The 26,389-nt window shown below is 44.5% G+C and carries 31 protein-coding genes and 1 riboswitch; of the genes, 21 read left to right on the top strand and 10 right to left on the bottom strand.

From position 1 onward, the window contains the following. The first annotated feature begins 34 nt into the window (after positions 1-34). From ACPW7N_RS23570 to ACPW7N_RS23540, 7 genes are all read left to right on the top strand, one after another. Positions 35-496: a MarR family winged helix-turn-helix transcriptional regulator gene (locus ACPW7N_RS23570; RefSeq protein WP_425653954.1), complete on the top strand. Its 462-nt coding sequence runs from the start codon at positions 35-37 to the stop codon at positions 494-496. Further along, positions 493-3,639: an efflux RND transporter permease subunit gene (locus ACPW7N_RS23565; protein ID WP_425653952.1), complete on the top strand. Its 3,147-nt coding sequence runs from the start codon at positions 493-495 to the stop codon at positions 3,637-3,639. The genes ACPW7N_RS23570 and ACPW7N_RS23565 overlap by 4 nt, the downstream gene beginning before the upstream one ends. Continuing rightward, positions 3,636-4,874 (top strand): efflux RND transporter periplasmic adaptor subunit, encoded by a 1,239-nt coding sequence (locus ACPW7N_RS23560; RefSeq protein WP_425653951.1) that lies wholly within the window; start codon positions 3,636-3,638, stop codon positions 4,872-4,874. Before ACPW7N_RS23565 ends, ACPW7N_RS23560 begins: the two co-directional genes overlap by 4 nt. Before the next feature lie 68 nt (positions 4,875-4,942). Next, positions 4,943-5,067, top strand: a riboswitch (SAM riboswitch). Between the two features lie 85 nt (positions 5,068-5,152). Beyond that, on the top strand, positions 5,153-6,334 hold the full coding sequence (locus ACPW7N_RS23555; protein WP_425653950.1) for a pyridoxal phosphate-dependent aminotransferase: 1,182 nt from the start codon (positions 5,153-5,155) through the stop codon (positions 6,332-6,334). Between the two features lie 218 nt (positions 6,335-6,552). Further along, positions 6,553-7,023 carry a hypothetical protein gene (locus ACPW7N_RS23550; protein WP_425653949.1) on the top strand — a complete coding sequence of 157 codons (471 nt, stop codon included), beginning with the start codon at positions 6,553-6,555 and terminating at the stop codon, positions 7,021-7,023. A gap of 138 nt (positions 7,024-7,161) precedes the next feature. Beyond that, positions 7,162-7,374, top strand: a complete 213-nt coding sequence (locus tag ACPW7N_RS23545) for a hypothetical protein (protein ID WP_425653947.1) — start codon at positions 7,162-7,164, stop codon at positions 7,372-7,374. A gap of 67 nt (positions 7,375-7,441) precedes the next feature. Then, positions 7,442-8,002, top strand: coding sequence for a CBO0543 family protein (locus ACPW7N_RS23540; RefSeq protein WP_425653945.1), 561 nt, complete (start codon positions 7,442-7,444; stop codon positions 8,000-8,002). A 1-nt stretch (position 8,003) separates the two neighbouring features. On the opposite strand, the gene ACPW7N_RS23535 is transcribed toward ACPW7N_RS23540, so the two are convergent. Together ACPW7N_RS23535 and ACPW7N_RS23530 are read right to left on the bottom strand one after the other, a co-directional pair. Further along, the gene (locus ACPW7N_RS23535; RefSeq protein ID WP_425653943.1) at positions 8,004-8,303 is read right to left on the bottom strand and encodes a hypothetical protein; all 300 of its coding nucleotides are present in this window, start codon (positions 8,301-8,303) and stop codon (positions 8,004-8,006) included. A 51-nt stretch (positions 8,304-8,354) separates the two neighbouring features. Beyond that, on the bottom strand, positions 8,355-8,585 hold the full coding sequence (locus tag ACPW7N_RS23530; protein WP_425653941.1) for a VOC family protein: 231 nt from the start codon (positions 8,583-8,585) through the stop codon (positions 8,355-8,357). Between the two features lie 129 nt (positions 8,586-8,714). On the opposite strand from ACPW7N_RS23530, the gene ACPW7N_RS23525 reads away from it, so the two are divergent. Both ACPW7N_RS23525 and ACPW7N_RS23520 read left to right on the top strand, forming a co-directional pair. Next, positions 8,715-8,954, top strand: coding sequence for a hypothetical protein (locus ACPW7N_RS23525; protein ID WP_425653938.1), 240 nt, complete (start codon positions 8,715-8,717; stop codon positions 8,952-8,954). Beyond that, positions 8,923-9,696 carry an ion channel gene (locus tag ACPW7N_RS23520; RefSeq protein WP_425653935.1) on the top strand — a complete coding sequence of 258 codons (774 nt, stop codon included), beginning with the start codon at positions 8,923-8,925 and terminating at the stop codon, positions 9,694-9,696. The genes ACPW7N_RS23525 and ACPW7N_RS23520 overlap by 32 nt, the downstream gene beginning before the upstream one ends. Positions 9,697-9,739: 43 nt before the next feature. On the opposite strand, the gene ACPW7N_RS23515 is transcribed toward ACPW7N_RS23520, so the two are convergent. The 3 genes from ACPW7N_RS23515 to ACPW7N_RS23505 all read right to left on the bottom strand — a co-directional run bounded on the left by ACPW7N_RS23515 (position 9,740) and on the right by ACPW7N_RS23505 (position 12,170). Continuing rightward, positions 9,740-10,585 (bottom strand): family 1 encapsulin nanocompartment shell protein, encoded by an 846-nt coding sequence (locus ACPW7N_RS23515; RefSeq protein WP_425653932.1) that lies wholly within the window; start codon positions 10,583-10,585, stop codon positions 9,740-9,742. A 13-nt stretch (positions 10,586-10,598) separates the two neighbouring features. Beyond that, positions 10,599-11,180: an IMEF encapsulin system ferritin-like cargo protein gene (locus ACPW7N_RS23510; protein ID WP_425653929.1), complete on the bottom strand. Its 582-nt coding sequence runs from the start codon at positions 11,178-11,180 to the stop codon at positions 10,599-10,601. Positions 11,181-11,282: 102 nt separating this feature from the next. Beyond that, on the bottom strand, positions 11,283-12,170 hold the full coding sequence (locus ACPW7N_RS23505) for an HD-GYP domain-containing protein (RefSeq protein ID WP_425653926.1): 888 nt from the start codon (positions 12,168-12,170) through the stop codon (positions 11,283-11,285). Positions 12,171-12,341: 171 nt separating this feature from the next. Here ACPW7N_RS23505 and ACPW7N_RS23500 point away from each other — a divergent pair, with 171 nt between their 5' ends. After that, a complete protein-coding gene (locus tag ACPW7N_RS23500) occupies positions 12,342-12,488 on the top strand; it encodes a hypothetical protein (RefSeq protein WP_425653924.1) in 147 nt (48 codons plus the stop codon). Positions 12,489-12,576: 88 nt separating this feature from the next. On the opposite strand, the gene ACPW7N_RS23495 is transcribed toward ACPW7N_RS23500, so the two are convergent. Next, entirely contained in the window at positions 12,577-13,296 is a 720-nt protein-coding gene (locus ACPW7N_RS23495) for a S1C family serine protease (protein ID WP_425653922.1), read from the bottom strand. Between the two features lie 381 nt (positions 13,297-13,677). Here ACPW7N_RS23495 and ACPW7N_RS23490 point away from each other — a divergent pair, with 381 nt between their 5' ends. Beyond that, a complete protein-coding gene (locus tag ACPW7N_RS23490; RefSeq protein ID WP_425653920.1) occupies positions 13,678-14,214 on the top strand; it encodes a PadR family transcriptional regulator in 537 nt (178 codons plus the stop codon). Positions 14,215-14,256: 42 nt separating this feature from the next. On the opposite strand, the gene ACPW7N_RS23485 is transcribed toward ACPW7N_RS23490, so the two are convergent. From ACPW7N_RS23485 to ACPW7N_RS23475, 3 genes are all read right to left on the bottom strand, one after another. Then, a complete protein-coding gene (locus ACPW7N_RS23485; protein ID WP_425653917.1) occupies positions 14,257-15,369 on the bottom strand; it encodes an aminopeptidase in 1,113 nt (370 codons plus the stop codon). 363 nt (positions 15,370-15,732) lie between these two features. Further along, positions 15,733-15,825 carry a YjcZ family sporulation protein gene (locus ACPW7N_RS23480; protein WP_425653915.1) on the bottom strand — a complete coding sequence of 31 codons (93 nt, stop codon included), beginning with the start codon at positions 15,823-15,825 and terminating at the stop codon, positions 15,733-15,735. A 58-nt stretch (positions 15,826-15,883) separates the two neighbouring features. Further along, the gene (locus ACPW7N_RS23475) at positions 15,884-15,979 is read right to left on the bottom strand and encodes a YjcZ family sporulation protein (RefSeq protein ID WP_425653912.1); all 96 of its coding nucleotides are present in this window, start codon (positions 15,977-15,979) and stop codon (positions 15,884-15,886) included. A 202-nt stretch (positions 15,980-16,181) separates the two neighbouring features. Between ACPW7N_RS23475 and ACPW7N_RS23470 the strand changes: the two genes are divergently transcribed. From ACPW7N_RS23470 to ACPW7N_RS23440, 7 genes are all read left to right on the top strand, one after another. Then, on the top strand, positions 16,182-16,418 hold the full coding sequence (locus tag ACPW7N_RS23470; protein WP_425653910.1) for a hypothetical protein: 237 nt from the start codon (positions 16,182-16,184) through the stop codon (positions 16,416-16,418). A gap of 114 nt (positions 16,419-16,532) precedes the next feature. Next, complete coding sequence (locus tag ACPW7N_RS23465) at positions 16,533-17,642, top strand: YheC/YheD family endospore coat-associated protein (protein ID WP_425653909.1); 1,110 nt, start codon at positions 16,533-16,535, stop codon at positions 17,640-17,642. A gap of 184 nt (positions 17,643-17,826) precedes the next feature. Next, positions 17,827-18,231 (top strand): hypothetical protein, encoded by a 405-nt coding sequence (locus tag ACPW7N_RS23460; protein WP_425653907.1) that lies wholly within the window; start codon positions 17,827-17,829, stop codon positions 18,229-18,231. Between the two features lie 155 nt (positions 18,232-18,386). Then, positions 18,387-18,713 carry a bacillithiol system redox-active protein YtxJ gene (gene ytxJ / locus ACPW7N_RS23455; protein WP_425653905.1) on the top strand — a complete coding sequence of 109 codons (327 nt, stop codon included), beginning with the start codon at positions 18,387-18,389 and terminating at the stop codon, positions 18,711-18,713. A gap of 27 nt (positions 18,714-18,740) precedes the next feature. Next, entirely contained in the window at positions 18,741-19,037 is a 297-nt protein-coding gene (locus tag ACPW7N_RS23450; protein WP_425653903.1) for a 4a-hydroxytetrahydrobiopterin dehydratase, read from the top strand. Between the two features lie 94 nt (positions 19,038-19,131). Next, a complete protein-coding gene (locus ACPW7N_RS23445) occupies positions 19,132-19,548 on the top strand; it encodes a MarR family winged helix-turn-helix transcriptional regulator (RefSeq protein WP_425653901.1) in 417 nt (138 codons plus the stop codon). A 54-nt stretch (positions 19,549-19,602) separates the two neighbouring features. Further along, positions 19,603-20,121 carry a hypothetical protein gene (locus tag ACPW7N_RS23440; protein ID WP_425653900.1) on the top strand — a complete coding sequence of 173 codons (519 nt, stop codon included), beginning with the start codon at positions 19,603-19,605 and terminating at the stop codon, positions 20,119-20,121. Positions 20,122-20,351: 230 nt separating this feature from the next. Here ACPW7N_RS23440 and ACPW7N_RS23435 read toward each other — a convergent pair whose 3' ends face one another. After that, complete coding sequence (locus ACPW7N_RS23435; RefSeq protein WP_425653899.1) at positions 20,352-22,526, bottom strand: cell division FtsA domain-containing protein; 2,175 nt, start codon at positions 22,524-22,526, stop codon at positions 20,352-20,354. Positions 22,527-23,009: 483 nt separating this feature from the next. Between ACPW7N_RS23435 and ACPW7N_RS23430 the strand changes: the two genes are divergently transcribed. From ACPW7N_RS23430 to ACPW7N_RS23420, 3 genes are all read left to right on the top strand, one after another. Continuing rightward, entirely contained in the window at positions 23,010-24,101 is a 1,092-nt protein-coding gene (locus tag ACPW7N_RS23430; RefSeq protein WP_425653897.1) for a bifunctional 3-deoxy-7-phosphoheptulonate synthase/chorismate mutase, read from the top strand. A gap of 227 nt (positions 24,102-24,328) precedes the next feature. Continuing rightward, a complete protein-coding gene (gene ccpA / locus ACPW7N_RS23425; protein ID WP_425653896.1) occupies positions 24,329-25,339 on the top strand; it encodes a catabolite control protein A in 1,011 nt (336 codons plus the stop codon). Between the two features lie 17 nt (positions 25,340-25,356). After that, positions 25,357-26,280: a 5'-methylthioadenosine/adenosylhomocysteine nucleosidase gene (locus ACPW7N_RS23420; RefSeq protein ID WP_425653895.1), complete on the top strand. Its 924-nt coding sequence runs from the start codon at positions 25,357-25,359 to the stop codon at positions 26,278-26,280. The last annotated feature ends 109 nt before the right edge of the window (positions 26,281-26,389 follow it).

Genomic DNA, 26,389 nt, shown 5'->3' with positions numbered 1-26,389 from the left:
TTTCGTGTGACGAAATACTTTGCAGGAGGAATCTATGGATGGTTTTAAAAATCTGAGAGTCTTGTTACCCAAAGTGAACAATACGTTTTTCAGTATAGTAAAAGATGAACTGGAACAATGCGGGATAACACTTCCACAAATATTTGTGTTAGGCGAGCTCAAGGACGCTCCCAAAACCATCGGTGAGATTGCCAAGTCTGTTGGCCTGTCCTACAGCACCGTATCGGGCATTGTTGATCGCCTGGAACGGGACGGATTTGTCCAGAGAGAAAGAGATCACAGAGATCGCCGGGTGGTTTGGGTATCTGTAACAGATAGTCCTGAATGCTTTGATCAAAAGGTTCCGTTTATGAAAGAAAACTATATTCCAGACATATTTGACGGCATCAAAGATTCAGAACTGGAACAACTGAATCAATCATTGGAGCTATTAGACAACTTCCTAGAAAAGAAGCGAGCATCACTCGCCCAGGAGAGAGGTAGTGAGAAAAAATGAGTCTGTCGGGCATTTCGATAAAAAGACCAGTCACCATCGTCATGTTAGTCATGGCCCTGCTCATCTTTGGATTCGTGTCATTGCCTAAACTTGCGGTAGAACTGTATCCTGAGTTGAATTTGCCTGTTGCGGTTGTCGTTACAACTGTGAACGGCAGTTCTCCCGGTGAAGTGGAAAAGCTAGTATCCAAGCCGTTGGAGGAAGCGTTGGGTACTGTTGCTAACGTAAAGGAGATCAGCTCCAACTCCATCGAGGGCGCTTCACAGGTCATTCTCCAGTTCAACTGGGGCGTCGATATGGATCAAGCCACGCTGAACATGCGTGATAAGGTTGACTTAGTTCGTGGATTGCTCCCTGATGAGGCAGGGGCACCAAGAATCCTAAAGCTTGACCCGAACTCCATGCCAGTCATGACGATGACATTGAGCGGTGACAAGGACGTAGAAAAACTGAAGTCAATTGCTGAGAATCTGATCAAACCGAGACTGGAGAGAATCGAAGGGGTCGCTTCAGTTGGGATCAACGGGGGAAAAGACCGGATCATCGATGTTGAACTGGACCCGGCAAAAATCGCTTCATATGGCATTACCATCGATCAGGTTCAACAGGCTATGATGAGCACCAATCTCTCCGGTACAGCAGGTGCGGTACGTGAGGGTGACCAGAAGGTAAGCATTCGTGTGGATGGCGAATTCGAAAACGTCGAAACGATCGGAGAAACACCAGTCCGTGTCGGCAATGCGACCATCCCACTGAAAAATATCGCAACCGTCTCAGATACGTTTAAAGATGTAACCCAGAAAACGTATATCAACGGAGAGCCGAGTGTTGGCTTATCCGTCACCAAAGCATCAGGTGGCAATACCATCGAAGTTGCTGATGCTGTGAAAAAAGAGTTGGAAGAGTTAAAGAATGAGCTTCCTGCCGGCGCCAATCTGACAATGATTATGGATACGTCGACATTTATCAAGGATTCGATCTACACGGTGGGAGAACACGCCTTGATCGGTGGTTTGCTCTCCATTGTCGTTTTGCTCCTGTTCCTTAACAGTGTCCGTTCTATGCTTGTAGTAGCAGTCGTAATTCCGATCTCGATCGTTGCGACCTTTAGCTTGATGTATTTCACAGGTCAGACGATCAACCTGATCTCATTGTCCGGTTTGACGCTCGGTCTCGGGTCACTCGTTGACTTTGCCGTCGTTATTCTGGAAAACATTTATCGCCATCGCCAAGAAGGAAAAGGAATGATGGAGGCTGCCAAGCTCGGTTCAAGTGAAGTTGGAACGGCCGTTATGGCTTCTGCACTAGCACAGATCGCAGTATTCTTGCCAATCGTTTTCGTAGAAGGACTTGCATCTGAGTTGTTTGGACCATTGGCTCTGACAGTTGTGTATTCCCATATTGCAGCGTTGTTAGCCTCACTGTCACTGGTGCCAATGCTAAGTTCTCGCTGGTTGAAAAAAGTGCCGGAACATGATTCGTATGAGTCCCATTCGTATAAAGGGAAAAATCCGATGATCTGGTTCAACATTGGCTTCAACAAATTGGCCAAAGGGTACGGACGTATTCTCGGCTGGGCACTTTCACATCGGAAAACGGTGTTTGCTGCAACGATTGCCATGTTTATCGGAGCGCTAGCGCTGACACCGCTGGTTGGTGCCGAGTTTATCCCGAAAATGGACCAAGGGAAAATCACGGTCTCTGTCGAGTTGCCAAGTGGAACAATGCTTGCCGAGACGGAGAAAGTGGTCTCAGAAGTGGAGAAACACCTGACCAAAATTCCTGAGATGACTCAGTTGTATTCATCCATCGGTAGTAGCGGTGGCCCTGCCCTGATTGCATCATCGTCGGGGAACAAAGCGCAATTGGAAATCTCACTGAGTGAAAAAGAAAAACGCACCCGTTCTACTGAGCAAGTCATCGAAGAGTTGCGAAAAGAGCTTGCCATTCCGGGAGCAGAAATTACAGTGAAAGAAACAGACCAGTCTGGTGGCCCTGCTGGCTCTGCCATTGATATCAGCCTGCGTGGTGATGATTTGGGTGTACTGGAAGAGATCAGCGCGATCATCGCTGAAGAAGTGAAAACCGTTCAGGGTACACGGAATATCACGACTTCACTGGAAGATAAGGTAAAGCAATTCCAGGTAAAAGTTGATCCACAAAAAGCAAGTCAGTACGGTCTCTCTACTTCACAAATTGTTACGAGTGTGAGAACAGCTTTTGACGGAACAACCGTCAGCCGTTTCCGTACAGGTGATGATGAGATCGACGTGCGACTCAAGCTTCCAGAGAGTTTCCAGGAGGATATCTCTTACCTGAAAAACCTGCGCATTACGACGCCAACAGGCGGTCAAATTGCACTTTCTTCTGTAGCTTCCATTGAACTGGAAGACACAGCGAACATGATTACACGTACCAATCAGTCACGTCAGGTTCGCATCACGGGGGATATTGCTGAAAGAGACTTGAACTCGATTATGTCAGACTTGCAACCTAAACTGGATGCCTTGAATCTGCCGGAAGGCTACTTCATCGAGATTGGGGGTCAAAGCAAGGACATGGCCGAATCGTTCGGAAGTTTGGGACTGGCTATTGTCTTGTCCATCGTGCTCGTCTACATGGTTATGGCGAGTCAGTTTGAGTCATTATTTAGCCCGTTCGTTATCATGTTCTCCATTCCACCTACGTTTATCGGGGTTGTGGTTGGTCTCTTGGTAACAGGAAAGGCACTCAGCGTTCCTGCATTGATCGGTTACATTCTGTTGATTGGTATTGTCGTGAACAATGCGATTGTCTTGATTGACTACGTAAACAACCTTCGTGAAAAAGGAGTTCCTCGCAACGAAGCCGTCTTGCAAGCAGGACCGATTCGCTTGCGACCAATCCTGATGACAACACTGGCAACGATATTAGCGATCCTGCCGCTTGCTTTTGGTGGAGGATCCGGTAATGAATCACAGGCACCGATGGCGATCGTTGTAGTATTTGGTTTGAGCTTCTCGACAGTGATCACCCTTGTCCTGATTCCTGTCGTCTATACCTTCATGGATGACATGGTGAACAAGATGCGAGGATGGGCCAAACGTAGATTTCAGAAGAAAGTGAAGCCGGTTGAGACGGGATTAGGAGGAGAGAACGTATGAAGCGAGCAAAGCTAGGAATTGCGGTCGTCTTGTCCGCTTTGCTGTTGGTTACAGGATGTACGTCCAAGGATGCACCTTCCACGACAGAAGAGAAAATTACTCCCGTACAAATAGAAACAGCAGCAACGGGAACCGTTGAGCTTGAATCAGGCATTACAGGTAAGCTGGCACCTAGCCAAGAAGTGAAAATCTCACCCAAGGTAAGCGGAAAAATCAAATCGTTTAACGTAACTCTTGGACAAATGGTTACACAAGGACAAGTGCTCTTCACACTGGATCAAACCGATCTGGTGAATGCCGTGCAGCAGGCAGAAGCGGGCTATAAACTGGCACTTGCCAACCTGCAACAAAGCCAAAGCAGCTCAGGTCAAGGGGTGGAGCAAGCCAAAAACAGCCTCGCACAAGCAGGACAAGCTTTGGAAGATGCCCGTCGCAACGAACAACGGATGAATTTGTTGTTCCAGCAGGGAGCAATTTCATTACAACAATTTGAACAGACAAAACTGGCATTGGTAAATGCCCAGACTGCTTATGCGAATGCGCAAAAAGCGTATGATACAGCGAAGCAATTCTCTGTTGTTACCGTATCCGAGGCATCTGTCTCCCAAGCCAAAGTCTCTTTGGAAAACGCACGTGAACAGCTAGCAAACGCAAGTGTTACTGCACCTATCTCTGGTTACGTAGCATCTGTGAATGGAGCAGTTGGTGAGATGGCCGCACCTCAAGGGGGCGCAATGGCAGTCGTTACGATTGTGAAAACCGATCCATTGAAGGTAAAAGTGAACCTTTCGGAAGCTGAAATCGGCAAAGTGAAGGTAGGTTCCAATGTAAACGTGGAGATAGAAGCATTGAACAAAACGATCACGGCATCGGTTACTGCGGTTAGCCCTGTAATGGATCAGACGCAAAAAGCGTATCCGGTGGAGATTTCTATCTCGAATCCAGGAAATGAATTGAAGCCTGACATAGTGGTGAAGGTCAAATTCATGGATGAGAAGAATACGAAGCAAGCGCTGGTTATCTCTCGCAAGGCTGTATTTGAGCAGGAAGGCAAAAAATACGTCTACAAAGTAGATGGCGAGGTTGCCAAGCTCGTTGAGGTAACTTCCGGCAAGGAATCCAGTGATACGATTGAAATTCTGTCAGGGATTGCTGCTGGTGACAAAATCGTTGTAAGAGGTCAGACGCTCTTGCAGGATGGAGCAAAAGTCAAAGTCCAGTCTGATTCAAAGTAAAAAGGAATTTCAAAAATCATTGACAAGAACAGCTCAAAGTGGCTAGTATTAAAAATAATTTGATAACTTTCTTATCCAGAGTGGTGGAGGGACTGGCCCGATGAAACCCGGCAGCGGATCTTGGAATGCCTGTATTTGCAGGTACCTAAAGAGCTGTGCCAATTCCAGCAGGAGATTTCCTGGGAGATAAGGCCGTGACAGAATCGACCACGAACCCCCTCCTTTTACGAGCAGGGGGTTTTTTTGTTAAGTTTTCATATGAAAGGAAAGAAAAGCACATGCGTATTCAACCAGCCACAATCATGAATCAATTGCCCACGCAATTCTTTTCCACTTTGGTAGCAAAAGTCAATCAACACCTGGCCAAAGGGTATGACATTATCAACCTAGGGCAAGGGAACCCGGACTTGCCGACACCGCCCCATATCGTAGAAGAGTTACAACAACAGGCTGCCATTCCGCTTCATCACAAGTACCCGCCTTTCCAGGGACGCAGGGAGTTGAAGCAGGCGATTGCGCACTGGTATAAACAAGAGTTTGATGTTGATCTGGACCCGGACGAAGAAGTAGCGATCCTCTTTGGAAGTAAAACAGGTCTGGTGGAAATCTGCCAGGTTCTGCTTAATCCCGGAGATGTAGCTCTCGTTCCCGATCCAGGGTACCCGGATTACTGGTCAGGAGTTGCGATTGCAAGTGGCCGGATGGTGATGATGCCTCTTCGAGCAGAAAATCAATTCTTGCCTGACTATGGAGGGCTCTCCAAGGAGGATGTAGAGAAGGCGAAGCTGATGTTTCTCAACTACCCGAACAATCCGACCGCTGTCACTGCCCCTATGGAGTTTTATCAGGAGACAGTCCAGTTTGCCCGCAAAAATGAAATCGTCGTTTGTCATGACTTTGCTTATGGAGCGATCAGCTTTGACGGCAAAAAGCCAGTCAGCTTCATGCAAGTTCCGGGGGCAAAAGAAGTCGGGGTAGAGTTTTATACACTGTCCAAAACCTACAACATGGCTGGTTGGCGTGTGGGAGCAATGGTAGGGAACAAAGAACTCGTGCGATTAATCAACCTGATTCAGGACCATTATTTTGTCAGTTTGTTCGGTGCCGTTCAGATGGCCTCTGTACGGGCTCTCACAGACTCTCAGGATTGTGTAAAGGAATTAGTCTCCGTTTATGAGAACAGACGAAATACTCTATTCAGAGGCCTTGATGAGATCGGTTGGAAGGCAACACCGTCACAAGGATCGTTCTTCGCATGGCTGCCAGTACCGAATGGCATGGGCTCTGTTGAATTCTCTGACCTCTTGCTGGAGCAGGCACATGTAGTAGTAGCGCCTGGCGTTGGCTTCGGGCCGACAGGTGAGGGATATGTGCGGACTGCTCTCTTAACAACCGAAGACAGATTACAGGAAGCTGTCCAGCGGATTGCAAAGCTTGGGCTATTCACCAATCATCGCTAAAATTGTCATTCTCAAACCTATCTATTTCGCCCCCTTTTCCAAGTAAATGGAAGAGGGGTTTTCTTATCCAGTAAAAACCTAGTTAAAAAATCTACTAAAAATGATTCTCATTATTGACTGAGAACCATTTTCGTTATATCCTAAGAGAGGACAGAGAATGAGAATTACTTTCAATTACTAACGTGAATGTGAGCGTTTGACAGCAGGAGGTTCACAACATGAGATACGCAATCAATGGCTACACAGACATGCAGACTGTCGTGAGTAATGAACGGAAAATTGGCGGGGCCGTCGAAATCGGTACTCTTCGTCTTCGCAGTGGAGAAGAGTTCAAAAATGTCGTAGTTACCCGTTTGGAAATGTCCAATGGTCAGTTTTGCTCTCTTGGCTTTATTACCGAAGAAGGAAGACGATTGATCGTTCATATCAATGACATAAGCATGGCTGCAGACGCTAGACATTCCCATGTACGTGATCTCCAGAATGATTTATTGCGTGAGCAGAAAGTAGCAGAGCGTTTGAAATACTTGAAACGTTTATGCGAATTGAATTGTGGCAGTTGTAACCTGCCCTTCCGTGAAGAAGTACTTTTACTTGTTGAAGACATTGGTTTGGAACTTGCGAAGCAGCACGTCGATCTGTCTTTCTTGCCGGCTGCAGATCGCAACAAAGTAGTCCGCATTGCATAAATCTTTCATAACAATTGTAGATAATGAGCGGTTTTCCTGCGGAGAATCGCTTTTTTTGCGTTTCGTGAGCCGAATGAGAAGGAAAGAAATGGGGAAACTATCGGAGAATTCGAATCAGACAAGGGGGCATGAAACGGTATGGAACAACTGTTTTTTACAACGGTAAGTGCAAACAGTGAAGAGGACTTGCAAGAAGAACTTCGAGAAATTGAAAAAACGTATCATGCCCGCAATCAAACGGGAACAAACCTCACCTATGAGGTGGTACCGAATCCTTCAGAAGTGAAATTTACGGATTTACGTCCGCAAGTGTTTAATGTAACAGCATTTACGGAAGGTGACGAGGGGTAAAATCGACAAAAAATCACCGCTGATAAACCTCAGTCGGTGATTTCTTGTCTAAAGGAGCAAGATGCAGATGAAAACTGTTCAAGATCCCGAAAAAATCAATAAAGTAAAGGAATTTTATGAAAATGTGACAAAAAGCCACTACGACTTTTTGGATTTTTGGTTGAAAAACACGTTATTTCATTGGGACTTCTGGCTTTCCTTGTTCTTAACAATCATCCCATGGATCATATGGATCAAATATAGAAAAAAGGAAAGTACAGGGCGTTTGATCACCTGTATTTTATTTGTGATTTTTTTATCTTCGTGGTTGGATTTTATCGGAACAACGTATGGATTATGGTTTTATACGGGAAAAGTTATACCGACGATTCCCTCTTATATCCCGTGGGATTTCAGTATTCTTCCGATCGTTATCTCATTCTTCCTGCAAATCAAGCCAGAGTATTCCTATATCAAGAAGGCTTTTCTGTTTGCTGGAATAAGTGCGTTTATAGGGGAACCGATTTTTATTTGGCTGGGATTTTATGTTAATCTTCGGTGGAATGTGTTTTATTCATTTCCAATCTATTTGTTAATATATATTGCAGCCCATAAGTTTAGTAAGATCCGCGGCTTTGATCCTATCTAAATCAAAGATTAAACCGCTCAATTTGATCCCACAGCTTTTCCTTTATCAAAATTTCTTTTTGCTTAGGGCCAATCAGATCAAAATGGGGATATGGCGGGCGGTTGTGAATGTACTTGGGGTTGAGCCCGTTGGCGGTGCACCATTCGGTCAGCTTCTCCAGATTATTGCAGCCCACTTTGGTTACTGTTTTTATATCCGGAAAACGGGGATCAAGCCAATAATGCGTCAGATAAGCAATTTCTTCTCTTGTCACCGCTTCTTTCCATCGATTCAATTCTTCTCTCCTAATTCCGAGTGCCAATACCATTTCATCCTAACTATTTAATGTAATTTCATAATGTACATCCAGTCTCTATTCCCAATGACAAACTTCTAGCTTGTTACCATCTTCATCAGTAAAGGAGAAGTAGGTAGTTCTATTATCTTTTTCCAGTTTGTCGACTTTTACCCCGCGATTTTTGAGAACCTCGTAGGTTTCCTCAATATTATCCGAGAACAAGATCGGAAACGAACCGGATGCAGAGTGTATCATCTCTTCATCTGCCCGCAACTCATACAGGGTAATCGGTGTACCAGTTCCCACCTGCAGCACGACGTATTTGTTTTATGACAATCATACCACTGAATGGCAAAAAGTAGAAATAGACCTGCGTGTAATTACTAGAACAAGTAGCCAATTGTTGGTATTATGTGATAGACGGAAATTTGATGAATGACTGAGAAGCAGGGAAGTTTGCCGGGCAAGAGTAGAACCTTTGAAATACAGGTAACAAGGGATCAAGACTCCGATACAGAACAAGATGTGATGATTCAAAAGTATTATAGAGTCGTTAAGCTTGTCTCAGAAAAAGAATTATTACTGTGCTATGAGCAGGTAGAAGCACTGTTTACACAATCAGACGAGAATGGAGGGAAGGAACTTGTCACCCGTAATCTTCCGAAGAATCTTTAATCGAATTCTTCAGATAAAAATGACAGAGATTGGCTGGGCGCTGTTTTTTTTGGTTACGTCCAGTTCGTTCATTGTCAATTATTTGGAACCTGAAAAGTTCAAAACGCCGTTAGAGGGGTTATATTTCACGTTAGTTACCCTGTCTACAACAGGTTATGGAGATTTTTATCCGACGACCACGCCTGGCAGACTCTGGACGATGTTTTTGATTGTTTTTGGTGGAATTATTTATTTGATGGTAATCGGAAAAGCAGTGGATATGCTGGTAGACTTGAAGCAAAGAAGGGTGGAAGGTCGTGTGGATTACAAAGGGAAAAACCACATAGTGATCATCGGGTGGTCACGGTATGCCAACATTACGGCGAACGTGTTTATCAATCGATTAGAGGGAGATGTTGTGCTGGTCGATGATAAAGTGGAGAAGATCCCTATTGATGACAAGTCGAACTTCTTTTTTATCAAAGGAGTGCCTAGCAGGGACAAGGTGCTGGAGAGAGCGAACATAAAAGATGCCCGCCAGATTCTGATTTTTGCTGAAGAGAAGATCAAATACGACAGCCCGTATGACGCAGATGCACGAACAGCTTTTATTGCCTCATCTGTCGAGCGATTGGCTCCGCAGGTTCCTACGAAAGCCGAGATTATCCTAGAAGAAAATATTCCTAATTTCAGGCGAGCAAATCCGGATATCGAGATCCGATTGTCGGGCGAAACCTTTGCGAGCACAATGTATAACGACTAATCCAGCGAAAAAGGCTCCCAAAAAGGAGCCTTTTGTATTTTGTCTACTCTTCTTCCTCGATGGTACAGATAGCACTCGGCCGTTTAATTCGCAGAGCGACACACTCATACACCCGGAAAAGATAATTCATCTGCTCTTCATCCAGGAACGTGGTATCGAAGTCTTCGGCAATTGCAAGGTCAAAATTATGACGACCGGTAGCGACAATCACTCCCCGATTTCCACGAATGACAGGGGATTGGTAGACGCCGTCCGTTATTAGATTGCGAATATGCTCGATCTCCAATACATTCGTTCCTTGATGAACACGGTGGAGCAGAGAGTACAGTTCCGGGGATACCACCATTGCGTAAGGGCCGCTGTGTCCCATTTTCAATAACTTGTTCCGTGCTTCATTCACATCAGCGAATGCTTTGCCTGATTCCATCCAATCGCTTTTGATCAGCGTTAATCGCCCTTTTACATTCATCAGTCCAGGATGCTCGAATTCATCTGAGCCGTTAAACAATAAGTCGTCTTCCATGAGAGCACAGCCGGTAGCCGCATTAGCAGCAGCACTCATATCAAGCGGCAGTTGAAGCGTATGAGCTTGAGCAACATCACGCCAATACAACATAAAATCTTTGTACAGAATCGGAATGGTCAGACTTACCCGACGACTGGGCTCTGAAAGCTCCAATGCCTCGCCACGAAGGCTAAGGTTGGCGAATGTGGACTCGTCGTAAATGTCGTTGGTAATTGTTTGAATTCCTTCTCCGAGAGGACCGTAAATATCGATAAACCGTCTCCCAACCAGTTGACGTTTCGCCATATCGATAACGGTTTGATCCAGTTGTCTCCATTCCTCCTGAGAAAGGGGGGAATCGGGATATTTTTGTAGCTTGTTCATATATGCCTCCTAATTAATTGCTAATCGAACGAAGACTCCCGACTGTCAGACCTTTTTTACTCGTGACAATCGGTAAAGCAGTTGATGCAGGGGAGGAAGCCTTGAAATGGTCAACCTCGTGAATGGCGTGTCCCTCGTCATGGTCATCGATGGAAATGGACTTTTCATCTGAAAGTTGGTTGCTGATCTGGGTCATATATTCTTTGACAGTAAGGTAGTCATTTTGAGTCATCCCGTGTAGTTGTTCCAACAGTGATCGTGAAGACTCATCCTGGAAATGGTACAAGGCAAGCTCAAGATGTTCCCGAAAATTATGTAATCCGAAACGTTCCAAATTGAGGTCAGACAGTAAGTAGGAAAGCTCTCGGTCACTCAGACCATCCAGAGCACCGTCTTGTTGAAATGCTTGCAGGTCTGGAATCAATTGATTGAGTCTGCCAACTCGTTGTTCTTCTTCTTCAAAGATGTGGTGATAGTACAATCGGTTGTGTTCATCCTCTGCGGTCGTAATAATCGGTTCGAGCAATCCCATAAATTGACCAGCAGCGTCTCTGGTTCTTTCGAAAATCTGCTGAAGCTCCCCAAGATTTAACATAATAATCCACCTCCTCGTAAATTAGTCATGTCTTACCAGTTTGTACAAATTTGGGAGGGATTAACCTTGCATAAAATAAAAAAGCCTTGTGATGAAACTCCATCACAAAGCTACTTTATCTGCTGAAAGTGTGAGATCGTGCAGGAATGAATCTGTGTCCTTGGTCTCAATAAAGGCGTGCAGGATCTCTTCATTTTGCATTATGCTGAGAAAATCACGAACGACTTCGGGATCAAACTGGGTGCCAGCGTTTTCTTCCAATATTTGAATTGCCTTTTCGAGAGGCATGGCTTTTCGATAGGGACGATCAGAAGTCATGGCGTCGAAAGCATCTGCGACAGACATGATTCTGGCCATTTCAGGTATTTCTTGTTCTTTTAGCCCGTAAGGATATCCTTTGCCATCATAGCGTTCATGGTGGTAAGCAACCGCAGGAATTAGCGGAGCGAGTTCTTCAATTCTCTCCAAAATTTGTACTCCTAATGTGGGATGTTTCTTGATTTGTGCAAATTCTTCGTCAGTCAAGCGATCGTTCTTGTGTAAAATAATCGAAGGAATCCCTACTTTTCCAATATCATGAACCAAGCCAGCCAGATAAATACGCAAGATGTCACGTTCAGACAGATTGCGTTTGCGGGCAATTTCTCGTGACAAGAGTGCTACTCGCTCACTGTGTCCGTGTGTATACAAGTCCTTTGCTTCCAATGTCTTACTAAGTGCGCGAATCGTATTAAAATACATTTGCTTATGGTGGAGTTCTTCTTGATGTAGATGATTGGAAAGCAGATGTACGCTGAACCATCCACCTAAAATCAAAGCTCCGATGACGACTGCACTTATAATCATAATCAATTGAAAGGCTGCTAACTGTTGTGGCAAGATATGTTTCATTTTTTCAATTAAGTGATACTCATATCCGAATGTGGAAAAAAACAGTATGAATAACAGCGATGAGAAGACTAAGTTCCATCTTCGGATTAATTTCGTCATATGTAACCCTCCGAGGTCCCTGCACAGGAATGAATCAAATTCTGGATGAACGTGCTACATTATAGAGTCTAAATGTTTCATAAGAAGATGTCCATTGTGAAAAACTATGATTAGTCCGTTCAGGATTGATATTGTTAAAATGCCATAAAATTGACAAAAGCGGAGGGAACAATGGGGAAATTACATGCACTCGATGAATTGCCACTTGCCAATTTGGACAAAAATCAGTTGGATGAGTTGAAAAAGGCCGAGGCTCAGTTAAATCAAGAAGGTGATCAGGTGTATTTGATTGCGTTCAAGAAAGAAGCGGGTAAATAACTTTTTGCTCCAAAAACGATGAGAAAAGGAAGTAGCGTGTTTGCGCTCTTCCTTTTTTTCAAGCAAGCGGGAGCGAGTCGGACTGGGATTACTTTCCTATTCCCTTTTGAATATGAGGCTTCAGAGAGTTGATGCCAATGGCAAATCCAAGTGACTGACTGGATTGAATGATAAAGGCGTTAAGCCCGATTACTTCGCCATGAAGATTAATCAGTGGTCCACCGCTGTTGCCGGGGTTAATGGCAGCATCGGTCTGAAAGATCTCTTCATAATATCGTTGGGAGACCTGTAAACGGCGGTTTTTGGCACTGATGATACCGGCAGTGACAGAATTCTCTAATCCCAGTGGAGCACCAACACTAATCACCCATTCACCAACGCTGGCTGTAGATGAATCGCCTAGTGGCAAGGCATAAAGTGGAAAATCAGTTTGTATTTTGAGGATAGCGAAATCTCGTTTGGCATCTGCATAAATCATTTTCCCCTCGAAAAGGCGTCCGTTACAAAGCTTTACCATGATTTTTTTGGATTTGCCAATGACATGTTCACTGGTGAGAATATATCCTTTGGGGTGAATGATAAATCCAGAACCAAAGCTGCGTTCTGCCAAATTCTCTGGTGTAGCTTTAATACCAAGGAAATTTTGGATTAACTTATCGATGTCTGTCGTAGGAGCAACGTCTTGTGTGATGATGGAGACTACGCTGTCTTTCACCTGTTCCACTAGGGGTACGAGAAAATTGAGTGGGTGAAGGCTGTTTATCGTTCCGCTCCGCTTAACCAAAGTTGACCACTTTTTTCGTTTCACCGTCGATCCCCCCTGATTAGGTATGTATCATTGTATGGCAAGGGGCGGACAATGGGACGCCCATTTTTTGATTATAAGGTTGGGGCCCCGCCCGACGATGCTCAGGACGTGCGAGTGTCGACGATGCAACACGGATGTTGCGTTTAGTCGACCGCCAGCTATCTTCTTGTGTCGGGTGGGTTTTCTTAGGAGATGTGTAAGATAAGGCACTGTTAATAAAATTATAAAATCGAGCAAAAAGCATAATGTGGTAATAAAGTTTTTTTTAGTGTATTGATATATTAAAGAAATTACTTTTATAATGGTAAAGACCGACTAAAGCAAGAAATAAGTATAAAAACTAAAAAAAATAAAAATGGACAATCAGTTTTGGAGGGGCAAATGGACGTAAAAACGATAATTCTAGGTTTTCTCTATTATGGCGAAATGAGTGGATACGATATCAAACAAGCTTTCTCTAATAACATTGGTTATTTTTACGATGCAAGCTACGGAGCGATTTATCCAGCCCTTCGTAAAATGGAGCAAGATGGCTATGTGACCAAACGTGAAATTGTACAATCGGGCAAACCAAATAAAATTCTATATAGCATTACCGAAGAAGGAAAACGCTTGTTCCATACGGAGATCAATACACCAATTCAACCAGCAATGCTCCGTTCCAATATGCTCGTGAAGCTTTTCTTCGGGGGATTGCGTTCTGCTGAAGAACGAAACAATTTGATTGAAGACGGTGTTTTGTACCAACAAAAGGTATATGACCAATCAAAGAAAAAGTTCAAAGAAATTGAAAATGAACTGGATGAGTACCAAACCCTCTGTTGGGAGTACACATTGGATTTGTTGAAATACAACATTCAATTCCTGGAGAAAAATCGTGATCGCATCAAAAATGGCGGTCAAAAAGTAAGCCAATAAATGAGAAAAAAACCAGCACGATCATGTGCTGGTTTTTCTTTATTACTTCAAGTTTTCTGGATTCAGGCATTCCAGTTCTGGAATAACGAAACGTCCATCTTTGCGGATCAATACGTCGTCAAAGTAAATTTCTCCGCCGCCCCATTCAGGACGCTGGATCAATACGAGGTCCCAGTGAACAGTGGATTTATTGCCATTTGGCGCTTCGTCATAGCTTTGACCAGGGGTGAAATGGAAGCTTCCGTCGATTTTTTCATCAAACAGAATGTCTTTCATTGGATTCTGGATAAACGGATTCACACCGATGGCGAATTCTCCCACGTAGCGGGCACCTTCGTCTGTATCAAACACTTTGTTGATTCGCTCGGTATCGTTGGCAGTAGCTTCTACAATTTTACCGTTTTCAAAAGTGAGCTTCACATTATCGTACGTGAAGCCATTATATGGAGAAGGAGTGTTATAAGAGATAACACCATTTACAGAATCCTTCACAGGAGCAGTAAATACTTCTCCGTCCGGAATATTGTAATTGCCTGCACATTTAACGGCCGGAATTCCTTTGATGGAGAAAGTCAGGTCAGTTCCAGGTGCAGTAATGCGTACTTTATCTGTTTTTTCCATTAAAGCTACAAGATTGTTCATTGCCTCAGACATTTTGCTGTAATCCAGGTTGCACACTTTGAAGTAGAAATCCTCGAATGCTTCTGTGCTCATGTTGGCAAGCTGTGCCATCGATGCATTCGGGTAGCGTAGGATGACCCATCTTGTTTCAGGGACGCGTACGTCGAGAACCGGACGCATGAACAAGCGATTGTACAAGCTCATGTTGTCAGTTGGCACATCCGATAATTCGTTGATATTGTCGCCGCTGCGAATTCCGATATAGCAGTCCATTTTTTTCATGAACGTTACATCAGCTTCACGCATAACAGCTAATTGTTCTTCTTTAATTCCCATCATCAATTCACGTTGAATCGATTGGTCGATTAATTGCACATACGGATTTCCACCCGCTTCATACACTTTTTGGACAACTGCTTTTACTAGCTCGGGAACCTGACCAACGGCGTAAATCAATACATTTTCCCCTGGTTGTACACGAGTAGAGTAGTTGACTAGATTGTGTGCAAGCTGCACCAAACGAGGATCTTTCATAATGGTATGTACCTCTCTTTCGTCTGCATTCTTCTTTATAGATTGTACACAAAAACGTTAAGAAAGCGAAGTCAACTAATAAAAAAATTTCTTGCGTAAAAAGAGTTTTTTTATTCAAAAAAAAACGGCCACTCTCTCTAGAGTAGCCACAAAGGAAACGCACATACAGGATTCGGTACTCTTAACTTATGCAAAACACAGCATTTCTTGACAGGAAAAACAAAAAACAAAACGGTCGTGAACGTTCTGTTGACCGCAAGCGGTCATATCCACCTTCTATGAAACACGACCATTTTGTAATTATCGAGGAAATGCAAAAAGAGCCGGCAATTGCCAGCCCTGCATTTTATATTCTGGCCCTGATTAGTCTTCAGAAGCACCAACGATTACTAACAGGATGAAAAGCACCAGAATTAACGCAAAATCGTCGAAACAACCGTTGAACATGCTGCTCATGGAAGCCCCTCCCTTATGAGTGATAAACGTATGATGTAGGTTAGCTGCTTAGTGAAGATTAATCTTCAGAAGCACCAACGATTACTAACAAGATGAACAGAACAAGAATCAATCCAAAGCTCTCTAATCCACCACCATTAAAAATGCTACTCATGTGAAATCCTCCTTTGTCATTAGGTGATATCGGCTTACATCCATAACATATGGGGGGAAGCGGAAAGCTGGCACGGCATTCGCCTATTTTTGCGCAAGTTAACTTCTGATCCGGAATTTTGGGCGATAGGTTTATTATTCTGAATTCAAGGAAAAGCTAGAGGATACAAAATGACTTCAAAAAACGAAAGGATGAAAAACCTATGAGAAGAGGCACATCCCTCGCTCATCTTCGTGAGGACGAAATGATCACGATCCGGGTCGGTGAAGGGTTCAAATCAATCGTCTGGAAAGCCCAATACGACATGGATTTCAATAAAGAGTGTCTGTTTTGTTCCTCAGGCAAAATTATTGGTTATCGGGTGGAGGACGAATTTGGCCATTCAGGAAAAGTCGCCATTTGTCCTCAATGTGAAAAGGTGAACGTAGTCTATACGTAAAAAATCTAGCCACCCTAGAGATAGAGCGGACGAGGTACTAGCCAACGAGTTAGTACCTTTTTTGCTGAGGGCACATATCGTAATAGAAAAAAGGGCTTTAGAGAGGGTGTCTGAATGAAGAATAATACAATAGGGATCTTAACCTGGCGAAGCGGTACCAAGTTTGCCGAACCTGGCTATTTTCGCAGACTGATTCGTGAGGGCAAGGAACTGGGAGCAACGGTGTTTCTCTTTTCTCCTGATGATGTGTTTGAGTCGAGTCGACAAGTTCGCGGTTTTGTTCTTGCCGGAGACGGAAGTTGGACAAGTAAAATGTTTGCATGGCCCGATATTGTAATTGACCGATACCGTTATTACCCCAAGCCTAAGCATAAGAACTACTTGTCATTTCGCAAGCGGTCCTTATTTTTTTATGCCAATAGCAGGTTTAGCAGCAAGTGGAATGTCTATCAAGTTTTAGTGCAAGATGAGCAAATGCGAAAATGGCTTCCTGAGACAGCAGAGTACAGCAGGGAGAACCTGCTTTCTCTGATCAACAAGCATCCGGTGGTGTATCTCAAACCAAACAACGGAACGGGTGGACGCAGCATTGTCAGTATCAAACAGGTGAATGGCACCTTTCATCTTCTGGGCCGAAGCAAACATAACAGCAGGAAAGTCATAGCGCAATTGTCAGGAAATGATCAGCTTGTGAACTGGGTGGAAAAATGGATTGAGAACGAAAAGCTTGATAATGAATTTTTCCTTGTGCAGCAAGGCCTAGAGCTGAATTTGGTACCAAATCGTACCGTAGATACCCGCTTGCTGATTCAAAAGGATGAATTTGGGGAATGGAAAATCACTGGCTTAGGGGTTAGAGTAGGTGGAGAGAAAAGTTCCACGTCCAACCTGCATGGCGGAGGAAAAGCGGTGGATGTGCTTACATTTTTAACTCCACGTTTTGGTACAGCACAGACAAAAACAATCTTGCTGGAATGTCGCAATCTGGCCTATCGCTTGGTTGAGGTCGTCGAGAACCACTATGGCAGGATGATAGAATTTGGCTTGGATATTGGTATTGATGTGAATGGACGGGTCTGGTTAATTGAGCAAAATCCGAAGCCAGGCCGAGATATTTTCAAAGGATTGAAACAAGGCCACTTATATCGGTTAGCGGTAAGAAGACCATTACAATATGCAATGTATCTGGTAAAACAGGAAATGAAGAAAAAGGATATTGGATAAGCGAGCTAAGCTCACCCGGTTGTTTTTGCAAAAAAGAGCTTATTCTTGACTATTTCTGAAAAAGCCGGGTGGGCTTCCACCAAGTACCACGCAAAAACTTGCAGGATTTTAAGTGAAGTAAACGAATTTTATTTAGGGTGATTTAATTATTTTTTTCTGAAGTTTTGAGAGAGGGGAATTATTCATGCAGAAGAATTGCAGCCAATGTGGATGCGAAATGGGCATCATGCTGCGTAACGTCGTGTACCGCAACCGTGTGAAAATTCAAAATGTACCAGTTCACGTTTGTCATAATGAGGACTGTGAATACTCTCAGGTTGTAGATACCGTCAAAAAAGAACTAAAACGATTAATGGAAGATTTAGGACCTCGTCCGTCACGTCAAGAGGTTGAATTTAATCAGGTGTCGGAATTTTCCAATATATTAGTAATGGTCGCTGATAAATATGACGATGTAGATGTTGATGTGCGATATGTGATTGAAGAGAGAATTAATGAACTTTTGGATATTTTCCTGTTAGCACAATCACTCGGTGATCAAGACTGGATAACCGATACTAGACGCAGATTGACGCAGATCATCGCATAAGATTTTACATCAGATACATACTCGAGCCTCAGGTTGCCTTGCGTTTCCAACATATTCATGTTGAAATAGAAGGGAGGGTTTCGGGTCGATGTATCGTCTGGATCGTGCTTTCTTCCCGCAACCTCTTACTGATTAAACTGCGAGGAGCGAGAGGAATGCCTAACTTAATAAAACTAGAATCTGTTGAAGAATTGAATACATTTGTGGCCCAGCCAGGCAAACGACTCCTGTTAAAACACAGTACGGTTTGTCCAATCAGCACGGCTGCATATAATGAATTTGAAGCTTTTTTGACAGATCACACGATTCCGGCGGCATTGATTTTGGTACGCGAGGATCGCCCTGTTTCGAATGAAGTTGAAGCACGATTTGGCATTAAGCACGAGTCACCGCAACTATTTCTTCTGGATGACCAGAAAGTCACATGGCATACCTCTCATTGGAAAATTACCAAACAGGCGATAACAGAAGCTCTTGGATAAAAATGTTAATGTCTGGAGGAAACCGGTATGGAACGGTTAACTGAGGAACAGATTGCCGTGGAGCTAGAACCACTGGATGGATGGCAGCGAAAAGATGAAAAGTGGATCGAGAAAAAGTATCGCTTCCAGCAGTTTATGGACGGAATTGCTTTCGTGAACAAGGTTGCTGATTTGGCTGAACAAATGAATCACCATCCCATGATTTCGATTGATTACAAGCTGATTACCCTGCGCCTGTCTACGTGGAGTGCTGGAGGACTGACCAGTCTTGATACCCGTATGGCAGCCGAGTGTAATCAATTATCCAAAGCTCTCCGCTATTAGTGGATCGAGCTTTTTCTTTTTCCATTTTTTTCTTGCATTAGTAAACAGTTAATAATATACTTAGCATACTAAGTAATTTTGTGAGGTGTAAGCGTTGAATTTGCAGGATAGCATGGGTTTTCTGGTCAATAAATTGGCGCACAAAATGGCCACCGGGCTTGATTCACGCCTAAAGGAGCATGGAGTTACGATCTCACAGTGGACCATTCTTGCTGTTCTCTGGAAGCACGAAGGAATTGCCCAGGTTGAGATTCAGCAACATCTCGCCATCGAGGGATCTACTGTAACAGGTATCATCCAGAGAATGATTCGGGAAGGTTTGATCCAGCGTAAAGTTGATCCAGAAGACCGCAGAGTGCAGCGCGTTTATTTGACTGACAAGGGAAGGGCCCTGGAAGAGAAGCTTGTGAAGGAGGCCATGGCGGTTAATGAACTGGCACTTCAAGGGTTTTCAGAGGATGAGCAAGCATTTTTCAGTCGACTATTGAAGCGATCGTTGAGCAATTTTTAGGAAGTGTATAACAGTTAATGCTTAGCATGCTAATTAAAAAGAAAGGGTGATTACATGAAAAGTTTCAGTATTCGTTTGTTTGGAGTAGTGCATGTGATTGGTTTGGCAGCTTTTCTAGGCAGTGTATTTGCGTTAATCGCTGTTGCGCAAAGTCATGATTCGAGTGGGAATTGGATGGAAGTTGCGGCAGGTAGAGCAGATGTGATGACGATCATTACGTATGTTACGAAGCCAGGTCTTGTCGTAACGTTAATCAGTGGAATCATGCTGCTTGTCCAGATGAAAGGGCTTCTGCGCAATCGATTGATGAGATGGAAAGGGATACTCGTGCTGCTGTTGGTGATCAATTCTCATTTTATTGTGATTCCTGCGGCACAGGAGTTATATGAGATTGCGGTTTCAGTTAGTTCAACACAAATGCAAACGCCAGACAGTTCGGGTCTTGTTTCGACGGAGAGGTTTCAAGCGGTACTTTTCCGGGAGAACATCGCTGGAGCAGTGAATCTGCTCTTGTTTATCTCACTAACCTACCTTGGACTACAATTGACAAGAAGCAAAAAAAGGCAGCCATAATGCTGCCTTTTACTTATTCCATTAGTTACCCGAGAAAACTGCTTGTCCTTTCAAAGCGACTTTGGCAGCGCAACCTAGACTTTCCCTCAATCGTCAGGTGAAAAAGTGGTCAACCAGCGTTACATAAGAGGCTGCAGCGTGTTTGACCACTTCCTGGCGAGGAGGGAAAGTTGGGCAGTTTATCTTCTCTGCAAGCTGTCAGGGAGACCAGGAAAGGACAAGCAGTTTTCTCATTCCCAATATAACTCTAAGCGATCACCCGTCTGTATTTCCGACTGAAAGGAAGCGGGCTCTCCATTAATCAGCATAACCAGCTTGGTCACTCGAGCCTGATCCGGCTTGTCCAGCGAGAAATCAACATAGCGAAACACATCATTAAATACCGGATTTGGTCCAGGTACTGACTGCACATGTATAATTGCGCCGTCATGAATTTCATCGGTTAATGAAGCCTTCTGACCATCCATGTTGACACTCATGATTGCCATTTCGATGGTGACTGGCTTGTCATTGAACCACACTTTCATTTCTTGCTGAACCCACTCTTCAGGAGGAATCATGTCTTCAATTTTTGGGGCAGGAATGATTTCGTCCAATACGGTTATCTCATCGCCCGTCTGAATCCGGCTTTGGCCGATGGCATCTTTTCCATTAATCATGATTTTTCGATTGTGTCGAGGGAGCGTGAATTCCCGATTATTTACACTGAACTGAATCAGGGAAGATTCCATCTCCGTTTGGGCGCAAGCAATTTCTTGCCCTGCTTCATAAAGCACTTCATCGACGGTGCGAGGGATCCGCACTTCTATAACATCTCGATCACAAACAACGTAGTCAAGCTCCATTTTCTCACCATTAACCATGGCGATCGGGCCAAGCGAAACAGGATTTCCATTCACTGTCACATCGAGCGTATCGATTTCCTGCAACAGATCGAGTATCGATGCACGAGCCTCTTCACCGTCTTGTCCAGGTACAACAATCAGTGAGTCACCATCTGTAATCGCTTGATCGAGTGAGGTTGCTTCCCCATTGCAAGTGAGCACAGGTGCCGTACCATGCCCGCCCGGAATAATTCGCATGCGGTTGTTTACAGTTACCGTCTTAGCCATACCGGGACGTCCAAACAGACGCCGGATGTCAATTCCCGCAGTCAACAGAGCATCACCGATTGTCATTTTCCTCAGGTCAAAAATGCGCACTGGCGTTTCATTGACACTGATCGTGACGTATCGGATCGGATGGCGTTGCGCAGCGACGGCGATTCCGACTGGAGTAACAAATTCCGGACCGTTGATGAGCGGATGAGAGCCCACGAACTGCTTAATTGCATCGGCACCACGAACGGCAACACGGGCAGCAGGAATTGACAGGTGTTCTGCCACTTTTTCCGGCAGTTTTGGTGTCAGACTTCCACCGCCAACCAGCATGACTGCTTGGGGAGCCTTTCCGTTACATTCGATGATTTTGTCAGCAATTTTTTTAGCGAGATTGGATATGTCACTGTCGATGGCTGAGATAATCTCTTCTTTCGTCAAGCTGTGCTCGATTCCCAAAATATCTGTGAAGGTGACTGGCTCGTCGGTTGCCAACGAACGTTTCACTGTTTCAGCGATAGGAAAATCGAGCAAAAAGGCATTCATCAGCGCATCCGTAATTTCATCCCCGGCGATGGGCACCATCCCATACGCAGTAATTGTCCCTTCTTCGGTAAGTGCAATATCAGAAGTTCCCGCACCAATATCGACGAGCGCAATGTTCAGACGGCGCATGGTTGTAGGAATCAAGACGTGAATGGCAGCGATCGGCTCCAACGTCAAAGCGTGCATTTCAAGATCGCAACGTTTCAAAGCAGACAGTAAGGAATCGACAACTACCCTCGGGAGGAAGGTTGCAATTACATCTACACGTGCTTTTTCACCACGCTGGTCAATCAAACTGCCAATGATTTCATTGTCCAAAAAATAGTTAACAACACTGTATCCTACACAGTAATAATGAGTGGAATCCCGGTCATTCAAGTCCCTTGCCAATTGAGATTGCGCTTCCTGTACAGCCGAGAATTCCAAACGGAGCACATCATCTCTGGTCAGCCATGAGAGAGGGGAGATATCTATTTCAATTGTCGTACGACGGGTGCGCAGCGATCGACCAGCAGCAGCAACTGCTACCTTTGTGAGCGGGCCGTGCAATTCACTCAGTTGATTTTTCACTTTTTCGATTACTTTGGCTACTGCTACAACGTCGTGAATCTGACCGTCCAGCATGGATCGCTCATCGTGCTCCTGTATGACACAATCGACAACCCTGAACTGATCATCAACGGGTTCAACAATCAGACCGACAACACTCCTGGTTCCTATATCGAGGGAAAAAATTCGTTCTTGTGAAGAGTCGTGTGACATGAGTAGTCACTCCTTATAAAGATACGTATACAGCTACATTGCTTAAAATCTAATTCAAATAGGAGGACAAACAGAACCGAGAAGTTCAAGGCGCAGAAGGACCGAGGTCGACTAAATTCCCAACGTCCTGTTGGAACGTCGACACTCCCGCGTCCTGTGGAGCGCAGCAATAACGTAGGTGAGTCTACGTGAGCAGCGGAGGGACGATGCGGCGCAACCGAAATTCGACAGTTATGTTACCCGGACTATTTGAAAATCCTCTCTTACATAATATACTAGTTTCTTATTATGGTGGTATAATCCTGTCGAAAATAGCTAGAAAATGTAGCAATTCAGGTAGCAATGGAAGCGCTCTAAATATTTTTACAATTCGCTTTCGCGCTTTTTGGCGCTAAACTGCTGACAAACAAATTTGTTTCGCTTATAATAGTCCCTAACCTTTGGGAGAGTATAAGATGAGATGATGAGAGGTGGAGTAGTAAGATGAGTAACGAGCAAGTAGAGAAAATTCGCAAACAGTTAGATGATATCAACCTTGAGATCTTGGCATTGGTTAATAAACGTGCTGAATTGGTTCAGGAGCTTGGTAAAGAGAAGCTGAAACAAGGTGTGAACCGTTTTGATCCAGAACGTGAACGCCAAATGTTAAATCTTCTTGTTGAGAATAATAAAGGTCCATTTAAGGACGAAACCGTAGTTCATCTCTTTAAGCAAATTTTCAAAGCATCACTTGATTTACAGAAGGACGACAACAAAAAAGTTCTTTTGGTTAGCCGCAAAAAGCAAGCAGAAGACACTGTACTCACAATCAAAGGTGTAGAATTCGGCGGCAAACAACCAATTATGATTGCTGGCCCATGTTCTGTTGAAAGCTATGAGCAAGTTCGAGCTGTTGCCGAGAATCATGTAAAACAAGGTCTGCGTGTATTACGGGGCGGAGCTTACAAACCACGTACATCACCTTACGACTTCCAGGGTCTCGGAGTAGAAGGGTTAGAAATCTTGAAACGAATCGGGGATGAATTCAACCTCGTAACCATAAGTGAAATCGTAACACCAGCCGACCTTGAGCTGGCTACCCAGTACATCGATGTGATCCAGATCGGTGCACGCAATATGCAAAACTTTGAGCTGTTGAAAGCAGTAGGGCGACTCAACCACCCAATCCTGTTGAAGCGTGGGCTTTCTGCAACCATCGAAGAATTCATCTATGCGGCTGAATACATTCTGTCCGAAGGCAATACACAAGTGATGTTGTGTGAACGTGGTATCCGTACCTATGAAAAAGCTACCCGCAACACGCTCGACATTTCGGCGGTTCCTCTCTTGAAACAAGAGACACACTTGCCAGTTTTCGTGGATGTGACGCATTCTACCGGTCGTCGCGATCTCTTGTTGCCATGCGCCAAAGCGGGTCTTGCTGTAGGCTCAGACGGTATCATGATTGAAGTGCATCCTGATCCAGACGTGGCTTTGTCCGATGCCAAACAACAACTGACAATTCCGCAATTCAATGAAGTAATGGATCAACTCCGTACATCTGGTCTGTACAAAGATCAAATTAGCGTACGTTAATTTAAACAAGCTCTCACGAGTTACGAAATGAGCATAAGCGGTTCCTGGCAGAGGGCTTTCTCTGTCAGGGACCGTTTTTTTCTTATTAAAATATATTTTCATAACATCTTCATGCTTTATCTATGAAAAACGATTGCAACACAAGGTTCCTTAGCGTATCATATGTGCTAGTAAATTATGAAAATGAGAATGAAAACCAGAATATGGGTGAAAGAGAGAGGATCGTCATGCCAATAACAATCTATGATGTAGCACGTGAAGCAGGAGTATCGATGGCTACGGTTTCTCGTGTTGTCAACGGAAACCCGAATGTGAAACCAACGACTCGAAAAAAGGTATTAGCCGCAATTGAACGTCTGGGATACCGCCCGAACGCTGTTGCCAGAGGACTCGCAAGCAAGAAAACAACAACTGTGGGTGTTATTATTCCGGATATATCCAGCCTGTTTTTCTCCGAGTTGGCAAGGGGTATTGAAGATATTGCCACCATGTACAAATACAATATCATTCTCTGTAACTCCGACCAGCGCCTCGAGAAGGAACTGCAATTGATCAACACCCTGCTTGAAAAACAAGTGGACGGCCTATTGTTCATGGGTGGAGAAGTGAAGGAAGACCATCTGCAGGCTCTGTCTACTGCTGCAGTTCCCGTTGTACTGGCTGCCACAAGAGATGCAGACAATGTACTTCCATCTGTTACGATTGATCACTTCCAGGCAGCCTATGATGCTACTCAATCCCTCATTGAGGAAGGACATCAACGAATTGCCATGATTACTGGACCATTACATGACCCGCTAGGCGGTCTGGTTCGCTTTGAAGGATACAAACAGGCTCTCGCCGATGCCAATATCCCATTCAAGGAAGAGTTGGTGGCAAACGGCAACTACCGCTATGAATCCGGGTTAGCACGCATGAGTGAATTCCTGCAGTTGGCAGAACCGCCTACAGCCGTATTCGCTGCAAGTGATGAGATGGCGATTGGTGCGATTCATGCCGTACAGGATGCAGGATTGCATGTTCCAAACAACATCGAAGTAATAGGCTATGACAACATTCGCCTGGCTGAGATGGTACGTCCACGTTTGTCTACCGTTGTTCAGCCGATGTACGATATTGGAGCGGTAGCGATGAGACTTTTGACGAAGTATATGAATAATGAACACGTAGAGCAACACGTCGTATTGTTGCCTCATCGAATCGAATACAGACAAAGCACCAAAAATGTGAGCAAGTAACAACAGGAGGAATTGGCATGCGTATCGGGATTATCGGTGCAATGGACGAAGAAATCGCCTTGTACCTTGAGGCGATGGGAGAGACAGTCGCAACAACAAAGGCTGGCATTACCTATTATGAGGGGCAACTGGAAGGCCAAACGGTCGTGTTGTGCAAATCAGGGGTCGGCAAGGTAAATGCAAGTGTCTGCACTCAAATCCTTATTGATCAGTACAAGGTAGCTCAAATTATTTTTACGGGTGTAGCAGGTGCGGTGAATCCTGAATTGAACATCGGTGATATTGTCGTTTCAACTGATTTGGTGCAACATGATATGGATGTTACAGCACTGGGTTTTGCCCTTGGCCAGATCCCGTTCACTGACAAGTGGGTATGGCAAGCCGATGACAGACTGCAACAGCTCGCCATTGAAGCAGGCAAATCCATCAGTGAAGATGTGAAAGTAGTTAGCGGTCGCATCTTGTCCGGCGATCAGTTCGTTGCCAATCGTGAAAAGGTGGCAGGATTGTATCAGGAATTCGGCGCTGCTTGCACAGAGATGGAAGGGGCCGCAGTAGGCCAGGTTTGCTCGATGAATGAGATTCCATTCGTCATTGTTCGTTCCATGTCAGATAAAGCGGACGGGTCAGCTCATGTGAATTTCGTGGAATTTACAAAGTTAGCTTCCCAGCGCTCTTACGAAATGGTTGTCGTGATGCTGCGCAATCTGATACCTGGTGTGATTGTCTATTCTACCAAGGGTTGTGTAGACTGCGAACTGGTGAAACAACTGCTTACGGAGAAGGGCATCGCTTTTGAAGTGCGAGATGTGATGAGCAAGCGAGAATATCAGGAGGAAGTGGAGAAATTCGGATTCATGGGAGTTCCAGTCACCGTGGCAGGAGACAAAGCGGTGAAAGGCTACCAGCCGGACGAATTGCTTGCACTGGTACAGGCATAAGGATAAAGTAAAAAAACAAAAGGCGTGTGAACTTTGGTCAAGACCCCATTTAGTGGACATTGAAAAAAGCTCCTAAACCGCAAGCTGGCGTCGGTACTCAATCGGCGTC

Origin of the sequence: Brevibacillus nigriterrae (genome assembly GCF_049846925.1) — a bacterium.
Taxonomy (GTDB): domain Bacteria; phylum Bacillota; class Bacilli; order Brevibacillales; family Brevibacillaceae; genus Brevibacillus_H.
Note: the sequence above shows the minus strand (reverse complement) of the source record. Positions and strands in the feature narration are given on the sequence as shown.

Bases quoted from the DNA above. Each gene is read 5' to 3' on its own strand.
- ACPW7N_RS23570 (WP_425653954.1), top strand. From the start codon at position 35: ATGGATGGTTTTAAAAATCTGAGAGTCTTGTTACCCAAAGTGAACAAT.
- ACPW7N_RS23565 (WP_425653952.1), top strand. From the start codon at position 493: ATGAGTCTGTCGGGCATTTCGATAAAAAGACCAGTCACCATCGTCATG.
- ACPW7N_RS23560 (WP_425653951.1), top strand. From the start codon at position 3,636: ATGAAGCGAGCAAAGCTAGGAATTGCGGTCGTCTTGTCCGCTTTGCTG.
- ACPW7N_RS23555 (WP_425653950.1), top strand. From the start codon at position 5,153: ATGCGTATTCAACCAGCCACAATCATGAATCAATTGCCCACGCAATTC.
- ACPW7N_RS23550 (WP_425653949.1), top strand. From the start codon at position 6,553: ATGAGATACGCAATCAATGGCTACACAGACATGCAGACTGTCGTGAGT.
- ACPW7N_RS23545 (WP_425653947.1), top strand. From the start codon at position 7,162: ATGGAACAACTGTTTTTTACAACGGTAAGTGCAAACAGTGAAGAGGAC.
- ACPW7N_RS23540 (WP_425653945.1), top strand. From the start codon at position 7,442: ATGAAAACTGTTCAAGATCCCGAAAAAATCAATAAAGTAAAGGAATTT.
- ACPW7N_RS23525 (WP_425653938.1), top strand. From the start codon at position 8,715: ATGACTGAGAAGCAGGGAAGTTTGCCGGGCAAGAGTAGAACCTTTGAA.
- ACPW7N_RS23515 (WP_425653932.1), bottom strand. From the start codon at position 10,585: ATGAACAAGCTACAAAAATATCCCGATTCCCCCCTTTCTCAGGAGGAA.
- ACPW7N_RS23510 (WP_425653929.1), bottom strand. From the start codon at position 11,180: ATGTTAAATCTTGGGGAGCTTCAGCAGATTTTCGAAAGAACCAGAGAC.
- ACPW7N_RS23505 (WP_425653926.1), bottom strand. From the start codon at position 12,170: ATGACGAAATTAATCCGAAGATGGAACTTAGTCTTCTCATCGCTGTTA.
- ACPW7N_RS23500 (WP_425653924.1), top strand. From the start codon at position 12,342: ATGGGGAAATTACATGCACTCGATGAATTGCCACTTGCCAATTTGGAC.
- ACPW7N_RS23490 (WP_425653920.1), top strand. From the start codon at position 13,678: ATGGACGTAAAAACGATAATTCTAGGTTTTCTCTATTATGGCGAAATG.
- ACPW7N_RS23485 (WP_425653917.1), bottom strand. From the start codon at position 15,369: ATGAAAGATCCTCGTTTGGTGCAGCTTGCACACAATCTAGTCAACTAC.
- ACPW7N_RS23480 (WP_425653915.1), bottom strand. From the start codon at position 15,825: ATGAGCAGCATGTTCAACGGTTGTTTCGACGATTTTGCGTTAATTCTG.
- ACPW7N_RS23475 (WP_425653912.1), bottom strand. From the start codon at position 15,979: ATGAGTAGCATTTTTAATGGTGGTGGATTAGAGAGCTTTGGATTGATT.
- ACPW7N_RS23470 (WP_425653910.1), top strand. From the start codon at position 16,182: ATGAGAAGAGGCACATCCCTCGCTCATCTTCGTGAGGACGAAATGATC.
- ACPW7N_RS23465 (WP_425653909.1), top strand. From the start codon at position 16,533: ATGAAGAATAATACAATAGGGATCTTAACCTGGCGAAGCGGTACCAAG.
- ACPW7N_RS23460 (WP_425653907.1), top strand. From the start codon at position 17,827: ATGCAGAAGAATTGCAGCCAATGTGGATGCGAAATGGGCATCATGCTG.
- ytxJ (WP_425653905.1), top strand. From the start codon at position 18,387: ATGCCTAACTTAATAAAACTAGAATCTGTTGAAGAATTGAATACATTT.
- ACPW7N_RS23450 (WP_425653903.1), top strand. From the start codon at position 18,741: ATGGAACGGTTAACTGAGGAACAGATTGCCGTGGAGCTAGAACCACTG.
- ACPW7N_RS23440 (WP_425653900.1), top strand. From the start codon at position 19,603: ATGAAAAGTTTCAGTATTCGTTTGTTTGGAGTAGTGCATGTGATTGGT.
- ACPW7N_RS23435 (WP_425653899.1), bottom strand. From the start codon at position 22,526: ATGTCACACGACTCTTCACAAGAACGAATTTTTTCCCTCGATATAGGA.
- ACPW7N_RS23430 (WP_425653897.1), top strand. From the start codon at position 23,010: ATGAGTAACGAGCAAGTAGAGAAAATTCGCAAACAGTTAGATGATATC.
- ccpA (WP_425653896.1), top strand. From the start codon at position 24,329: ATGCCAATAACAATCTATGATGTAGCACGTGAAGCAGGAGTATCGATG.
- ACPW7N_RS23420 (WP_425653895.1), top strand. From the start codon at position 25,357: ATGCGTATCGGGATTATCGGTGCAATGGACGAAGAAATCGCCTTGTAC.